The sequence below is a fragment of the Brevibacillus borstelensis genome (assembly GCF_036700025.1).
Classification (GTDB): Bacteria; Bacillota; Bacilli; order Brevibacillales; family Brevibacillaceae; genus Brevibacillus; species Brevibacillus borstelensis.
In genome coordinates, this window is sequence record NZ_CP144922.1 from 4,739,410 (window position 1) to 4,753,509 (window position 14,100).

The 14,100-nt window shown below is 50.5% G+C and carries 15 protein-coding genes; 8 read left to right on the forward strand and 7 right to left on the reverse strand.

The annotated features are described in order from the left end of the window. Positions 1-33: 33 nt before the first annotated feature. The 4 genes from V5G20_RS22740 to V5G20_RS22755 all read right to left on the reverse strand — a co-directional run bounded on the left by V5G20_RS22740 (position 34) and on the right by V5G20_RS22755 (position 5,053). Positions 34-1,728: a DUF4179 domain-containing protein gene (locus tag V5G20_RS22740; protein ID WP_338462316.1), complete on the reverse strand. Its 1,695-nt coding sequence runs from the start codon at positions 1,726-1,728 to the stop codon at positions 34-36. Next, entirely contained in the window at positions 1,709-2,269 is a 561-nt protein-coding gene (locus V5G20_RS22745) for an RNA polymerase sigma factor (RefSeq protein ID WP_024984713.1), read from the reverse strand. Before V5G20_RS22745 ends, V5G20_RS22740 begins: the two co-directional genes overlap by 20 nt. 506 nt (positions 2,270-2,775) lie before the next feature. Continuing rightward, on the reverse strand, positions 2,776-4,500 hold the full coding sequence (locus tag V5G20_RS22750) for a DUF4179 domain-containing protein (RefSeq protein ID WP_338462318.1): 1,725 nt from the start codon (positions 4,498-4,500) through the stop codon (positions 2,776-2,778). Then, positions 4,490-5,053: an RNA polymerase sigma factor gene (locus V5G20_RS22755; RefSeq protein ID WP_003391496.1), complete on the reverse strand. Its 564-nt coding sequence runs from the start codon at positions 5,051-5,053 to the stop codon at positions 4,490-4,492. The genes V5G20_RS22750 and V5G20_RS22755 overlap by 11 nt, the downstream gene beginning before the upstream one ends. A gap of 256 nt (positions 5,054-5,309) precedes the next feature. Here V5G20_RS22755 and rlmD point away from each other — a divergent pair, with 256 nt between their 5' ends. Together rlmD and V5G20_RS22765 are read left to right on the forward strand one after the other, a co-directional pair. Further along, positions 5,310-6,866: a 23S rRNA (uracil(1939)-C(5))-methyltransferase RlmD gene (gene rlmD / locus V5G20_RS22760; RefSeq protein WP_227278279.1), complete on the forward strand. Its 1,557-nt coding sequence runs from the start codon at positions 5,310-5,312 to the stop codon at positions 6,864-6,866. Next, positions 6,802-7,185, forward strand: coding sequence for a VOC family protein (locus V5G20_RS22765; RefSeq protein ID WP_003391488.1), 384 nt, complete (start codon positions 6,802-6,804; stop codon positions 7,183-7,185). Before rlmD ends, V5G20_RS22765 begins: the two co-directional genes overlap by 65 nt. Before the next feature lie 281 nt (positions 7,186-7,466). Here the strand turns inward: V5G20_RS22765 and V5G20_RS22770 are convergent, their stop codons facing one another. Together V5G20_RS22770 and V5G20_RS22775 are read right to left on the reverse strand one after the other, a co-directional pair. Next, positions 7,467-8,048, reverse strand: a complete 582-nt coding sequence (locus V5G20_RS22770) for a type 1 glutamine amidotransferase family protein (RefSeq protein ID WP_338462322.1) — start codon at positions 8,046-8,048, stop codon at positions 7,467-7,469. A 159-nt stretch (positions 8,049-8,207) separates the two neighbouring features. Next, complete coding sequence (locus V5G20_RS22775; RefSeq protein ID WP_031933154.1) at positions 8,208-8,549, reverse strand: winged helix-turn-helix transcriptional regulator; 342 nt, start codon at positions 8,547-8,549, stop codon at positions 8,208-8,210. A gap of 138 nt (positions 8,550-8,687) precedes the next feature. Between V5G20_RS22775 and V5G20_RS22780 the strand changes: the two genes are divergently transcribed. The 4 genes from V5G20_RS22780 to V5G20_RS22795 all read left to right on the forward strand — a co-directional run bounded on the left by V5G20_RS22780 (position 8,688) and on the right by V5G20_RS22795 (position 11,092). Further along, positions 8,688-9,350, forward strand: coding sequence for an NAD(P)H-dependent oxidoreductase (locus V5G20_RS22780; protein ID WP_003391483.1), 663 nt, complete (start codon positions 8,688-8,690; stop codon positions 9,348-9,350). 328 nt (positions 9,351-9,678) lie between these two features. Then, entirely contained in the window at positions 9,679-10,113 is a 435-nt protein-coding gene (locus tag V5G20_RS22785; protein ID WP_039071387.1) for a MarR family winged helix-turn-helix transcriptional regulator, read from the forward strand. 3 nt (positions 10,114-10,116) lie between these two features. Beyond that, complete coding sequence (locus tag V5G20_RS22790; protein ID WP_003391476.1) at positions 10,117-10,755, forward strand: nitroreductase family protein; 639 nt, start codon at positions 10,117-10,119, stop codon at positions 10,753-10,755. Positions 10,756-10,789: 34 nt separating this feature from the next. After that, positions 10,790-11,092, forward strand: coding sequence for a putative quinol monooxygenase (locus V5G20_RS22795; RefSeq protein ID WP_081924438.1), 303 nt, complete (start codon positions 10,790-10,792; stop codon positions 11,090-11,092). Here the strand turns inward: V5G20_RS22795 and V5G20_RS22800 are convergent. Beyond that, positions 11,016-11,693, reverse strand: coding sequence for a hypothetical protein (locus V5G20_RS22800; protein ID WP_338462326.1), 678 nt, complete (start codon positions 11,691-11,693; stop codon positions 11,016-11,018). The two genes, V5G20_RS22795 and V5G20_RS22800, sit on opposite strands and share 77 nt — an antisense overlap. Before the next feature lie 367 nt (positions 11,694-12,060). Here V5G20_RS22800 and istA point away from each other — a divergent pair, with 367 nt between their 5' ends. Together istA and istB are read left to right on the forward strand one after the other, a co-directional pair. Next, on the forward strand, positions 12,061-13,284 hold the full coding sequence (gene istA / locus V5G20_RS22805) for an IS21 family transposase (protein WP_024982953.1): 1,224 nt from the start codon (positions 12,061-12,063) through the stop codon (positions 13,282-13,284). Further along, positions 13,281-14,084, forward strand: a complete 804-nt coding sequence (istB, locus tag V5G20_RS22810) for an IS21-like element helper ATPase IstB (RefSeq protein ID WP_024982952.1) — start codon at positions 13,281-13,283, stop codon at positions 14,082-14,084. Before istA ends, istB begins: the two co-directional genes overlap by 4 nt. Positions 14,085-14,100: the final 16 nt, after the last annotated feature.

Consider the following 14,100-nt stretch of genomic DNA (forward strand, 5'->3'; position numbering starts at 1 on the left):
ATAGCAAAAAGAGAGAGCGCACGAAAGCTGGCATTACTTGTCAAGCTGGATGGGAACTTCCCAATTGAGGTCGCGGTACTGACGTTCCTGAATGCCGTAGGTGATGGTCAGCTCCTTCGGCTGCTTCTCGAGGCCGCTTATGAATAGAGCACTCTTGATTTGCACGCGTCCGTCTTTGTCGCGGGTATACTCTCCGTCGCCGTTGTCCATGCTCATACGGTATACGTTGCCTTTGTCGTCTGTTGCCTTCCAATCGGTAATATATACGATGTCATTCGGCAGGGTTGCTTCAAACTCGATGATTCCGCCTTTGCCACGAGACTCGTGCCTTCCGAACCTCTCCTTTTCTTCCGTCGTCTTCAATTTGCTGAATGTAAAGGTGCTTCCGCTGTTTTTAACCGTCACCGGCTGTTTGCTTAATTCATCGAGAGAAATCTTGGCCTCAAAGGACGCCGGTTCATTCAGATAAATCGAGTGAAGCTTGAAGGTCAGCTTTTCATGGCCTGTAAACGGTGCAAAACCGTCCCACCACACCCTTCCTTGTCCTTCGCCTTTTCCTTTGCCTTTGCTGGTGTTGCGCACCTCATTTTTTCTAATGCCGTTCAAGGTTTCGAACATGGTATCATCCCGACCTGCGATCAGATTCCCCTTTTCGTCAAGAATTTCATAGGCCAGACCGTAATCAGTCAAGTAGTACTGCATCAGTTCTCCAGGAGTTAACCGCATTTCCTTCCTGGGCCCCTCAGGCGCATCATTCCAGCCTTTCTCCTCGATCAGCTTCCTATACTCCTTGTTTTTCTGTTCGTTCCAAGCCGTCTCTAGGGTAAGCAGACTGGCGCTGGGAACGGTCATGATGTTATCCAGCTTGATGACGACCCCCTGCGGCGAAGTATACTCCTGATTGATCACTACCGTTTTCGCCACTTCTTTTGCCTTTTTCATATCGATGGGAATATCGAGCTTCCACGAGCCTTCGGTGTCCATGATTTTATTGAACTCAACGCCGACCCTAAGCTCGTCTGGCACTTTCTCTACTGAGTCAAATATGTCATACAAATCCTGTCTGACAAGCATGTAATCCCCGTATTTCCCACGTGCCCAGCCATCTCCCTCGGGATTCAGGTCGTTGCCGGCCTTGTCTGTAAGCGTAAAGCTCTCTTCGTAATTGCCCGCCTTGAAATCCAGCTTCTTTCCATCCTTATCGACAATCTCAAAGATCAGGGCTATGCGCGTCGGATCGGCGAGCACTTCCTTGACGGTCACGGTGTAGCCTTTATCCGTTACCTGCTTGTTGATTTGCTGGGCGTAGCCCTCGACCGCTGCTTGTTTCAAGCCCCCGTCCACATCTTTAACAGTATTGAACAAACTGTTTACGTAATTGGCAAACGTCGGCGAAACCATCGTTCCGAATGTAACGGCAGCCGTAAGACCGGCTACGGCAATCGCTGTCTTCTTCATAATATCCATGCTCCTTTTTTTCCACGTTTTTCTTTTGTTCCTGCTTTTCTCTTGCCTGGCAATATCCTCCATGACCAGCTCTGTAAAACGAGGAGAGAGCAGCTCCTCTGCCAGCAGTTCTTCCGCTTCTGGCGTACCCTCCATGATGTGAGCCAATTCTTCCTGACAAGGGATGCATAGATCGACATGCTGCTCCAGCCTGGCTGATTCCAGCGGGGAGAGCTTCCCGTCGAAATACGGCTTCAACTGGTCAGATTTGTGACATTTCATACAAGGAAGTCCCCCCTTTCTCCAAGCTCTCCCGCAGCTTCTTCTTCGCCCGGTGAATCCGCATCTGGACAGTCGTCATCGGAAGCGCCAGCGCCTCGCTGATCTCCTTGTAGCTGAGCTGGTCGATGTAGCGCAGCACGAACACTGACCGGTATTCCTCTTCCAAGTCCATAATCCGGCGGAGAAGCACCTGTTTCTGCTCTTTTTGCAAGAAAGCTTCCTCCGGCGTCTCCATTTCGATCAGTTCCACTTCTTCGCCAGTGGTTTTAACGGTGCGCTTCCGCCGTCTGAGTTCATCCAGACAGTGGTTGGCAGCAACACGGTAGAGCCACGCTGAAAAATTGCGGTCCTGTTGAAACTTGCCTAGTTGGAAATACGCCTTCGTAAAAACCTCCTGGGCCAAATCCTGGGCATCCTGCTTCTGTCCAATCATCCGGTACAGGTAGGCAAATATTTTTCCTTTATACTTGTCGACAAGTCGTGCATAGGCTTGCTGGTTTCCCCCTAGCACCAGACGAACGAGCTCGTTATCGTCCTGCATGTTTTTCTTTTCCTCCTATGCAAAAGGCTTGCTGCGCAGCGATTGCCTTTTTGCCAAAACAGGTCTGCAAATTTTCCCTAACGGAAATGCCGCTGTTCCAGACGCCATTGTCCCGCTGGCTTCCGATAACAAATTGGCTGATCCCTTTTTGCATCCAGGTTATCGTCGCCGCTCCTCAGGCATGCGGCTGATACTGGCAGACTGTTTGGCTGTGTTCATGAAGTATAACGAACGTTTTCATCCTTTTCTTTCAAATCTTAGGGAAATTTTTAGGGAGGCTCTTGAACGAGTATGCTTTCTGATGTTTTAACGTTAGGGGGGAGTAGGAGGATTACAGCAGGTGGAGGCAGTTCGCGTGCCGGTGCGGAAGGACAATAACAAAAAAAGAGGGACATCACGCCCTCTTTTTCGTCGAAATTTGATATTCACGCGGGAGGGGAGAAATTTTACAACTCCCCCCGCAATTTCGCTGCCCTATTCTTGCAAAAAGAGAGCGAAAGCTTGCCTTACTTGTCAAGCTGGATGGGTACTTCCCAGTTGACGTCGCGGTACTGGTGTTCCTGAATTCCGTAGCTGATCGTCAACTCCTTCGGCTGCTTTTCCAAGCCGTCTATGAACAGAGCGCTTTTAAACTGCACGCGTCCGTCTTTGCCGCGGATGTACTCACCGTCGCTGTGGTCCATGCTCACACTGTATACGTTGCCTGCCTCGTCTTTTGCTTTCCAATCGGTGATGTAGACGATGTCCTTTGGCAGGGTTGCCTCAAACTCGATGATCCCGCCTTTCCCCTCCGACTTGTACCCTCCGATCTTTTCCTCTTCTTCCGTTGTCTTCAGGTGGAATTTGCTAAAGGTAAAGGTGCTTCCGCTGTTTTCAACCGTCACCGGCTGCTTGTTCAATTCATCGAGGGCAATCTTGGCCTCGAAGGAAGCCGGTTCATTCAGATAGATCGAATGGAGCTTGAAGGTCAGCTTTTCATAGCCTGTAAACGGTGTAAATCCGTGCCACCACTCCATTGTTTGGCTATCGCCCTCTCCTCTTCCTGAACTTATGCTGTGTACGCTATTTTTTTCAATACCGTTCAAAGTCTTGAAAAACGTATCATCCCGACCGGCGATCCGCTTTCCCTTTTCGTCGAGAATTTCATACGCCAGATTATAGCTAGTCAAAAAGTCTTGCATAATCTCTCCAGGGGTTAACCGCATTTCCTTCCTTGGCTCCTCTGGCGCATCATTCCAGCCTTTCTCCTCGATCAGCTTCCAATACTCCTTGTTTCTCTGCTCGTTCCAATGCGTCTCCAGGCTGAGCAGACTGGCGCTGGGCACGGTCATGATGTTGTCCAGCTTGATGACGACTCCCTGCGGGGATGTGTACTCCTGATTGATCTCTATCGTTTTTGCCACTTCTTTTGCCTTCTTCATATCAATAGGGATATCCAGCTTCCATGATCCTTCGGTGCCCCGGATTTTATTGAACGCAAATCCAACCGTAAGCTCGTCAGGTACCTTCTCTGCACTGTCGAATACGTCACGCAGGTTTTTGCTAATAAGCATGTAATCCCCGTATTTTCCCCATCTCCAGCCATCTCCCTCGGGATTCAGGTCTTTCCCGGCATTGTCCGTAAGCGTAAATTCCCCACCGTATTCGCCTGCCTTAAAGTCAAGCTTCTTTCCATCTTTATCGACCATTTCAAAGATCAAAGCGATACGCGTCGGATCGGCGAGCACTTCCTTGACAGTTACAGTGATGCCTTTGTCTGTCACTTTCTTGCCTACTTCCTGTACGTAGCCTTCGGCCGCCGCATTTTTCATGCCGCCGTCCGCTTGATTTACGGTATTGAACAAACTGTTTACGTAATTGGCAAACGTCGGTGAAACCATCGTTCCGAATGTAACGGCAGCCGCAAGACCGGCTACGGTAATCGCTGTCTTCTTCATAATATCCATGCTCCTTTTCTTCCAATTGATTGGTTTATTCAAGGCAACCTGCATTCGTTCATCCTGCGCCTGAAAGGGAAATGGAAGATGCGCAAGCTTGTTTGCCACTTCCTCCGTGAACGCATCCGGCAACGGCGGGATGTCCCCCAAAACCCGGATCTCTCGCAGTTCTCCTCCGATCTTTTCCAACTCGCTTTGGCAATAGCTGCATTCTTCAACATGACGTTCTACCAGCAGGCTCTCCGAGTGAGGCAGGTCGTCGCTCAGATATGCCTTCAGTTGATTAGACTTCACGCACCTCAACAGGACCACCACCTTTCACGGGAATCATATACTGTCGCAATTTTTTATGTGCCCGAAAAATCCGCATCTGCACCGTCGTTACCGGAATGGACAGGACTTCTGCAATTTCCTTGTAGCTTAGCTGCTCTACATAACGAAGGAGCAAAATGACCCGATGATCGTCCTCCAGTGCCAGCAGTTTCTCGTGCAGCACTTCATGTTGCTCTTTGGCCAGCAAAATTCGTTCAGGTGTATTCTCATGAACCAGTTCGCTTTCTTCCGCTGTTGTCGCAGGCAGGCGCTTTCGCTTTCGCAGCTCATCCAGACAATGATTGGCGGCAATCCGAAACAGCCAGGCAGAAAAGCGGAAGTCCGGCCGATAATCGCCAATTTTGCAATACGCCTTGATAAATACCTCCTGCGTCAAGTCCTGAGCATCCTGCGAGTGGCCGATCATTCTGTACAGAAATGCGTAGATTTTCCCTTTATAGCGCTCGACAATCTCTGTGTACGCCTGTTTGTTTCCCCTTCGAAGCTGTTCGATCAGCTCCCATTCCTCCTGCATGTGGTATCCTCCCATCCAAAAAGGTGACTGCGCAGTTTTTAGCCTTTTTGTCTGTTCATCAGCTATAACGGATAAACCGGCATTATCTTTCTCCCTATTTCCATCATTTTTTTCTGCAATGGATCAAATAAGTACGAAACAGCTTCCTCCCTCCCGAGGAAAAAGCCATTCTTGCCCTGCCTGCTTGCCAAGCTTGGGTCAGAGGGCTGAGACAAGGTATAATAGAATCATCACAAAGTAAGGAGAGCTGCACCCCATGAAGTCACCTGGCAAGCATCAGAATAACACTCGTCCCAGAAATGATAAACAACCGGACGCAAAACTCGCGGTCGGCCAGCAGATGACCCTGACGATCAAAAGTCTGGGCATCAACGGAGAAGGCATCGGCTATTTCAAGCGAAAAATTGTGTTCGTAGAAAAGGCGCTGCCAGGTGAGGTAGTCCATGCAGAGGTAACCGAGGTAAAGGAAAAATACGCAGTCGCCAAGCTGCTGCGTGTCGTAGAAAAATCGCCGGCTCGCGTCGAACCGCCCTGTCCCGTGTATGAACAGTGCGGCGGATGCAGCCTCCAGCATATGGACTATCAGGCACAGCTCGCCTCCAAACAGGAGCTGGTCATCGAATCGCTGCGAAAGTACGCCCGTCTGGAAAATCCCCCGGTAGCCCCGACAATCGGTATGGACAACCCTTGGGGCTACCGCAACAAGGCACAGTTTCAGGTCGGCAGACAGGACGGAAAGCTGGTGGCCGGACTGTATCAGACCGGGTCTCATCAGCTTGTGGACCTGGAGACCTGCCAGGTGCAGCACGAAGCTACTACGATCATTGTTCGCACGGCAAAAAAGGTCATCGAGGAACTGGGAATCCCCGTCTACGATGAACGGAAGCGGACGGGCGTGATCCGGACGGTGGTGGCACGTGTGGCGTTTGCCACCGGTGAAACGCAGCTGACGCTTGTGACGGCCACACCTGACATTCCGCGAGTCAAGGAGCTCATCCTCGAGCTGCGGACGCGCCTGCCTGAGCTGGTCAGCATCGTGCAGAACGTCAATCCGAAAAAGACTTCGGTCATCTTTGGCGATACGACCCGCGAGCTGTGGGGGCGGCCGTCCATCGCCGAAAAGCTGGGCGAGCTTTCGTTTGACCTGTCGGCCCGGGCCTTTTTTCAGCTGAATCCGGAGCAGACCCGCAAGCTGTACGACGAAGTAAAAAAAGCCGCCGGACTGACCGGCAGCGAGCTTTTGCTGGATTTATACTGCGGGACGGGAACGATCTCGCTTTGGCTGGCCCCGTATGCACGTGAGGTTCGGGGTATTGAGCTGATCCCCGAGGCGGTGGAGGATGCCCGGACAAACGCCGAGCGCAACCGGGCCCAGAACGTACAGTTTCATGTAGGCCGCGCCGAGGTGCTGATGCCCAAGTGGGCCAAGCAAGGGATAAAGCCGGACGTCGTCGTGGTGGACCCGCCTCGAACGGGGCTGGACGACGCTTTGATCCGTTCGCTGCTGGAGGTACAGCCGAAGAAGCTTGTTTATGTATCCTGCAATCCGTCTACGCTGGCGAAGGATATTGCCAAGCTGTTGGCCGAGTATGAGCTGGTGCAGGTGCAGCCGGTGGATATGTTTCCGCATACGGCGCATGTGGAGGCGGTATCGCTGTTGGTGAGAAAGAACAAGAAAATCGGAGATGGATCGGCGGGAAAATGCAGAGGGGGAACCAGCGTCAAAATATCAAAGGAGGCAAAATATGATGAAAATCATTGTCACCAGCATATTCGTAGACGACCAAGACAAGGCACTCGAGTTTTATACTGAAAAGCTGGGCTTTGTAAAAAAGCATGACGTTCCCGCAGGAGAATTTAGATGGATAACGCTTGTTTCTGCCGAAGAACAAGACGGTACCGAGCTTGTACTCGAACCGAACAACCACCCTGCCGCCAAAGAGTATCAACAGAGGTTATTAGCCGATGGCATTCCAGCAACGATGTTTGGCGTTGCCGATATTCAAAAAGAGTACGAACGATTAATCGCCAAAGGCGTAACGTTTACAATGGAACCGACAAAAATGGGCGAAGTCACAATAGCTGTCTTCGACGATACATGCGGCAACCTGATTCAAATCTTGCAGCAGTAACTCCATGACGAAGTGACCTAGTTCTTAACAACTTTACGGGTAAGTTTGGTGAAGTGTTTTTTGCAACCGAAAGCAGTATGCAGAACCACTCTCAATAAAGCTGATGGCTCGGTGAACATTCATCATAAATTCACCCCCACCCTCTTCTTTCGGCTTCATTTACAGTGACCGACACTCAAGCCATGTAGAGGCATCTGTGAGGCTTGCCTGATTTGAGAGCTGAAAAATAGGAAAGCACTTCAGCCGTGTACGCTCTCGTGCTTTCCTATCAATCGTAAATATTATGAGGGGAAGTAGCCCTTTTTAAATATTTCGTACCATTCATTCAATTCATCGCCTTCTAATACACCCAACCTCTCCAGGATATGCCTTGAAAACTCCAATGCACCGCTCCCATTCGCAGTGATGAGATTCTCGTCACGGACAGACTGCGCATCTACATAATGCTGATCCCCTCTGTAGTTCGGAGCTCCTTGCTTCAAATAAGGCAACGTATTGCCTGTATGTTTATGATTATCCAAATATCCGTGGTTTCCCAAGAAAGTGGTCGCATCGCAGATCGCCGCGACAGGAATATCCTTGCTCACACAATAGTCAACGATTACTTTTGCTTGCTGATTCTTTGCTTCTCTCCATCCCGTTCCACCAGGGATGATCAACATTGCGATATCGAGATTCGGATTGAATTCGCCTACGCTGTAATCAGGAAGGACTGTTAATCCCCCCATCGAAACCTTGGGCTCCCGATCAATCGCGATCGTCTTTACACGATATCCTGTTTCTGGCTTGTTCAGCTCTGAACTGACGTAGCTTGCCTCCCAATCAGCAAAACCATCCGTTATAAAAATCAACACTTCCATCAAAGTGATTCCCTCCTTGGTAAAGTTTTGTGCAACTTAATAGTAAACCAGCTTCACTGACAAGCATGGTCAGGCAAGATAAGTTTTCTTTGAGCCGATATCATTCCTCTTTTCGAACACGATACTCCCTGTAACCTCCATACATGTGGAGTGCTGTAGTTGTCACTTTTCAGCCGCTACAGCCCCCCGGTTTTGCTCCCCCCACTGCTTCATCTGGAGAATGATCGGCGTCAACGTTTGACCTAAGTCGGTTAAGGAATATTCCACCTTGGGAGGCACCTGCTGATAGACCTCCCGGTGAATGATGCCATCCTCTTCAAGCTCGCGAAGCTGCAGCGTAAGCATCCGCTGGGTGATATTCGGGCAGATTCGCCGAAACTCATTGAATCTTTTGGGCCCGTCAATCAAATGATATAACAGGATTCCTTTCCACTTGCCCCCAATGACGCTCAATGTAAATTCAACGGGACATCCTTGGCTGGAAGGACCTAATCCGATAGACATCTTCCCCATCCTGCTTCCTCCCTGGTATAAAAATTGATACTACCTATCAAAAATGTGCGTACTTACGTAGACCCAATATAACTCTTATAATCGACTGTGAAAAGATGGATATTCAACAGAAATGGAGTGGATGATCGCATGAATAAAGAACAGATTTTGGAGGCGTATCGCTTCCGGCACGCCTGCAAAGAGTTCGATCCCGGACGGAAAATTTCCGAGGAAGATTTCGCTTTTGTACTGGAAACAGGACGCTTGTCTCCGAGCTCTTTCGGTTTTGAGCCCTGGAAATTCGTCGTGCTGCAAAACCAAGACATACGTGAAAAGCTGCTGCCGGTCACCTGGGGAGCGCAGCGGTCGCTTCCAACAGCCAGCCATTTTGTCATTATCCTGGGACGGACGAAGGAGGATCTGCTGGCGGATTCACCATACATCCAGCATATCATGAAGGACGTGCAGCAGCTGCCTCCGGAAGTTGTTCAGCGCAAAGGGGAGATTTATCACAATTTCCTGGAGCATGACTTCCATCTCCTCGATAATGAAAGGGCTATGTTCGAGTGGGCCTCCAGACAGTGCTACATCGCTCTCGGCAATATGATGACAGCCGCCGCTCAGATCGGCATCGACTCCTGCCCGATTGAAGGCTTCGATAAGGATAAGGTCGAGCAGGTTCTGCGTGAAATCGGCGTCATGGAAGACGGCCATTTTGGAATCGCATGCATGGTGGCTTTCGGCTACCGTGTCCAGGAACCACGCGAAAAAACACGCAGGCCTATCGAAGAAGTTGCGCAATGGGTACGCTAAACAGGGAATTGCACAAAATAAAAACGACCTTGGTCTATCATGGTCGTTTTTATTTTGGATTTCCGTAATCTCCTGTGAGCTGTTCGGTGAAAATAATGCCATGGGAACAGATTTTCTTTGTAACAAATGCAACAGATCAGCCGAAGCAGCCACGCACTTTATTTTCTGTGACAGCAAGTAACCATCTTATACAACACCGATTTATCCAGATTAGGGAAAGCTGGCACGTTCTGCCGTTGACAAATATTTATGCCTGCACTATTATTTGATGCGTCAACTATTGACATGGTCAACGATTGGCTGCACGTGTTTACGGGGAGGTGTTTTGTTGACGGATTCAAAAGAAACTTCCATTATTGATAAACTTCAAAATCTCTACCTCCTGCTAAGCGCCCAATTTGGAAATTGCACAGGTGTCAGCCCGTCCCGGTTTCGGCTGCTTCAACAGCTCTACCATGCCGATGAATTCAGCCAGGCTGCTCTGCAAAAGGAATTGCAGATCGACAGTGCGGCAATTACCCGGCATCTGAAGCAACTGGAAGCCGACGGCATTGTCGCTCGCCGGATGAACCCGAGCGACAACCGGGTCACTTTGGTCCGCCTCACGGATCATGGGCGGAAAGAAATCGTCCTTTACCGAAAGGAAATGGAGCGTTTCCTGGCGCAAATGCTCCAGGATTTCAGCATGGAAGAACAGCAGCAGCTTTCCCGGATGCTTGCGCGCATGCAATCCAACATACGAAACTACACAGAAGGGGAATGACAGATGAACACTTCAGTACTCAATAACGATTTTCAAGAAATCGTCACCGGACGCCGTTCCATTAAAAGATACGATCCCACCGTCAAAATCAGCCGCGAAGAAATGACGGAAATTCTCAGGAAAGCCAACATGGCTCCTTCCTCTGTCAATTTGCAGCCTTGGCGTTTCCTGGTGATTGACAGCCCTGAAGGGAAGGCGAAGCTTGCTCCCCTCGCCCGGTTCAACCAGACCCAGGTAGAAACATCATCTGCCGTGATTGCCGTCTTTGGAGATCTCGACAGCTTTGCCTATGCCGAGGAGATTTACGGAAAAGCCGTGGAGCTTGGCTACATGCCGGCTGATGTCAAAGAAAGACTGATGGAATCCATCACCCAGTATTACGCCAACATGACTCCCGAGGTCAATCTGCAGACCGTCCTGATTGACTGCGGCCTGGTATCCATGCAGCTGATGCTGGTCGCCCGCGCCCACGGATATGACACGAACCCGATCGGCGGATACGAAAAAGACAAGATTGCCGAAGCTTTCGGGCTCGATCCGAAGCGCTACTTCCCCGTCATGCTGATCTCCATCGGGAAAGCGGCCGATAGCGGTCACCCGTCCTACCGCTTACCGGTGGACAAGGTCGCAACCTGGAAGTAACGAATAAACGACACGCTGAGAGGATGAACGCACCATGATCATCATTCACGCCACCATGCACGTAAATCCGGAGAAGACCGAGACATTTTTGCAGGAAATCCAGCCGCTGATCGAAGCCTCCCGAGCGGAAGCTGGAAACATCTCGTACAACCTTTATCAATCCGCGGAAAAAGAGAATACCTTCTTGATGGCCGAAGTCTGGAAGAGCCCTGACGCGGTCGCTTCCCACAATCAAAGCGATCACTTCAAAGCCTTCACAGCTAAAGCCCAGGAATTTCTCTCAGCCCCGTTGCAAGTCGACCTGTATCAGGGAGAGCCGTTACAGACTTCCCGCTAATCAGTTCAAAAGGTCCAGCCCGCTTGATGGCAAGCGAGTTGGACCTTTTTTCTAATTTGGCAAGCGAGTTGGACCTTTTTTCTAATTTACAAAGTGTTACAGTGCCTACGTTGGGGGATTTTTCTCCCTTCATCTCCATCCGCAAATCCACAGCTTTTGCCGCCGCAATCTCTTCATCCGTCAGGGTCGTCGGTACGCCATGTTGTCTCAGAAGATCGTAAGGGTCGCCCGTTCCCTCACCTCGCAGCACAGCCTTCAGACTATCCTCGGCCTGCTCAGCACCACTCTTCACCACAGTCTGTACCGTTTCCTGCCCGGTAGAATACGCTTTGTTTAGTCCAATCGATCCGCCGGTCACCAGCAGCGCCCCGATGGCCGCAGCAATCACGGCTTTGCGGTAATTCACCTTTTCCCCGCGCGCCCGGTCATCCATCACGCTAACCGCAAAGCCTTCGCCAGCCCCCGCCGTTTTGCTCCGCAGGACCGTCGTTGCCAAGCTCCGCGAGATCGCACTGCCAATTTGCCGGAAGCCCTGGCTGATTTGCGTGCCTGCTTTTCGCGTGAACCCTGCGATTGCCCGGACGGGTGCCGTGTTTTTCACGGTCTGGACCGAGATAAAATAAGAAAAGTTAATATAACAAAACCAGGTCAATTATAGTGGTATCTGACCATAATCGACCTGGTTGATGTAACGATGTTAAGTTAAATGAACTGCACCCCAATTGTTGGACATATTCAACAGTTGGGGGTGCAGTTTTTTTATTACTAAATTTAGTGGGGATGTTAAGTTAGCTGCGGTTCAACGATACTTAGAAGGTGTGGAGAGTTATGCTTCGATCGCAGCGTCCATTGGTGCATGTCACCGCCGGGTTAAAATTGACCCAGGTTCGCCGGAATGAAAATGACCCACCCCTGTAGAATACCTCTCTCTGAAATTACCGACCAAAGTAGCTTCAGAGGGGAGACATATGCTAAGGAGTGGGACTGTGATCAGATTACACGAACTTCAAGTGAGCGGCAAGAGTATCCGCGAAATCACAAGGGAAACGGGTCATTCCCGTAATACCATACGAAAATACCTCCGCGCAGAAGGAATTCCGGAACCTCGTCCGCGTAAGAAGAGAGTCTCAAAACTCGATCCGTTCAAAGCCTTGCTGGATCTATACCTCGAAAAGGGAATTTTCAATTGTGAAGTGCTGCTGCGTCTCTTGAAAGAGCGAGGTTACACGGGGGGCATTACGATCATCAAGGACTATGTGAAGCCCCGTCGACCTCCAAAACAGGCACCTGCGGTGCAACGCTATGAGACAAAAGCCGGACACCAAGCCCAAGTGGACTGGAAGATTTGCGAGTACATCGATTTAAACGGTGAAGTGCGTAAAATCCCCGTTTTTACGATGGTGTTGGGTTACTCCCGAGCGATGTACATCGAATTTACAAAGCGCTGTGACATCCACAGTTTCTTACGCTGCTTGATGAACGGTTTGGAATACTTCGGCGGTGTTCCAAAGACCATGCTAACCGACCAAATGAAGACCGTTATTCTTGGCATGGGCGATGATCGAAAGCCGAGATGGCATCCGTTGTTTGAAGATTTTGCTGCGGCTATCGGCTTGATCCCCAAAGTTTGCCGCGTACGACGTCCCCAAACGAAAGGAAAGGTCGAGAGAAGCGTTCAGTTCATCGAGCAGAACTTCATGCCAGGGCGATCATTCACCGATCTTGGTGACCTAAATCGCCAAGCCAGACACTGGTGCGATGAGCAAAACCGTCGTATCCACGGTACAACTGGGGAAAGACCGATCGATCGCTTGGCACAAGAGAAGCTCGGTATGCTTCCGTCTCCGGAACGATGGGCAAAGTACCGGTTTGAACCGAGGAAAGTAAGCCGTGACGGATTTGTGAGCTACGACGGCGTTCGTTATGGCGTTCCATGGCGGTATAGCGGACGTGAAGTAAAGGTACGAGAGGTAAACAGATTCGTCGAAATATACTGCGAGAAGCAGCTCATCGCCCGGCACGAGAAGCAGTACCAATCCCGAAGGCTAGTGATGTGTGAGGACCAATACACGAATTTGAGTACAGCTCAGGGATATGCTTATCCAAAGCCGCAAGGCGTTCAGATTCCTGTACAAGACGTGGAAGTGCGTCCGTTGGACGTGTATGAACGTCTTGTGGAGGTGGGCGCATGATTGAGCTCGAACAAGCCCGCCAGCGTCTGGAGGAACTTGGTTTGGGTCAAGCCGCCCAATCGCTTGATGCCAAGCTGGAAGCTGCCAGCCGGAGCCAAAGCACGTATCTCTCTTTCCTCAATGATCTACTGGACGCTGAGATTCAGGATCGCCAGCGCCGAAATGTAGAGGTCCGCATGAAGCTGTCTCACCTCCCTTATCGGCGTACGCTCAACGAATTCGACTTCTCGTTTCAACCGGGGATTGATGAACGACTGATTCGTGAACTGGCTGCGCTGACGTTCGTTGGGAGGCAAGAAAACGTGTTGTTTCTCGGGCCTCCCGGCGTGGGGAAAACGCATTTAGCCGTTGCTATCGCTATGGAGGCCATTGGACAAGGATTGCCTGTGTATTTCGTCTCTCTCGCGCAGCTCGTGGGCGATTTACGAAAAGCTTATGAAGAGAATCGCCTGGACAAACGAATGAGGGTATATCTCAGGCCACGCATCCTCATCGTGGACGAGGTGGGCTACCTCCCCCTCGATCCGCTCGCTGCAAACCTGTTTTTTCAGTTGGTTTGTGCACGCTACGAGAAAGGAAGCATGATTCTGACTAGCAACAAGAGCTTTGGCGAATGGGGCGAACTCATGGGCGATCCCGTTCTTGCTACAGCTGTTCTCGACCGCTTATTGCATCACTCCCACGTCGTGAACATCCGGGGGAACAGCTACCGGCTCAAAGAAAAACTAAAAACCGGAATCTATTCGACACCAGGCGCACAGGTGGGTCAAAATTATACCGGCGCTCGTGGGTCAAATTAATTCCGGCGTTGACAGT

Bases quoted from the DNA above. Each gene is read 5' to 3' on its own strand.
- V5G20_RS22765 (WP_003391488.1), top strand. From the start codon at position 6,802: ATGAAAATCATTGTCACCAGCATATTCGTAGACGACCAAGACAAGGCA.
- V5G20_RS22790 (WP_003391476.1), top strand. From the start codon at position 10,117: ATGAACACTTCAGTACTCAATAACGATTTTCAAGAAATCGTCACCGGA.
- istA (WP_024982953.1), top strand. From the start codon at position 12,061: ATGCTAAGGAGTGGGACTGTGATCAGATTACACGAACTTCAAGTGAGC.
- V5G20_RS22745 (WP_024984713.1), bottom strand. From the start codon at position 2,269: ATGCAGGACGATAACGAGCTCGTTCGTCTGGTGCTAGGGGGAAACCAG.
- V5G20_RS22795 (WP_081924438.1), top strand. From the start codon at position 10,790: ATGATCATCATTCACGCCACCATGCACGTAAATCCGGAGAAGACCGAG.
- rlmD (WP_227278279.1), top strand. From the start codon at position 5,310: ATGAAGTCACCTGGCAAGCATCAGAATAACACTCGTCCCAGAAATGAT.
- V5G20_RS22780 (WP_003391483.1), top strand. From the start codon at position 8,688: ATGAATAAAGAACAGATTTTGGAGGCGTATCGCTTCCGGCACGCCTGC.
- V5G20_RS22740 (WP_338462316.1), bottom strand. From the start codon at position 1,728: ATGAAATGTCACAAATCTGACCAGTTGAAGCCGTATTTCGACGGGAAG.
- istB (WP_024982952.1), top strand. From the start codon at position 13,281: ATGATTGAGCTCGAACAAGCCCGCCAGCGTCTGGAGGAACTTGGTTTG.
- V5G20_RS22775 (WP_031933154.1), bottom strand. From the start codon at position 8,549: ATGTCTATCGGATTAGGTCCTTCCAGCCAAGGATGTCCCGTTGAATTT.
- V5G20_RS22755 (WP_003391496.1), bottom strand. From the start codon at position 5,053: ATGCAGGAGGAATGGGAGCTGATCGAACAGCTTCGAAGGGGAAACAAA.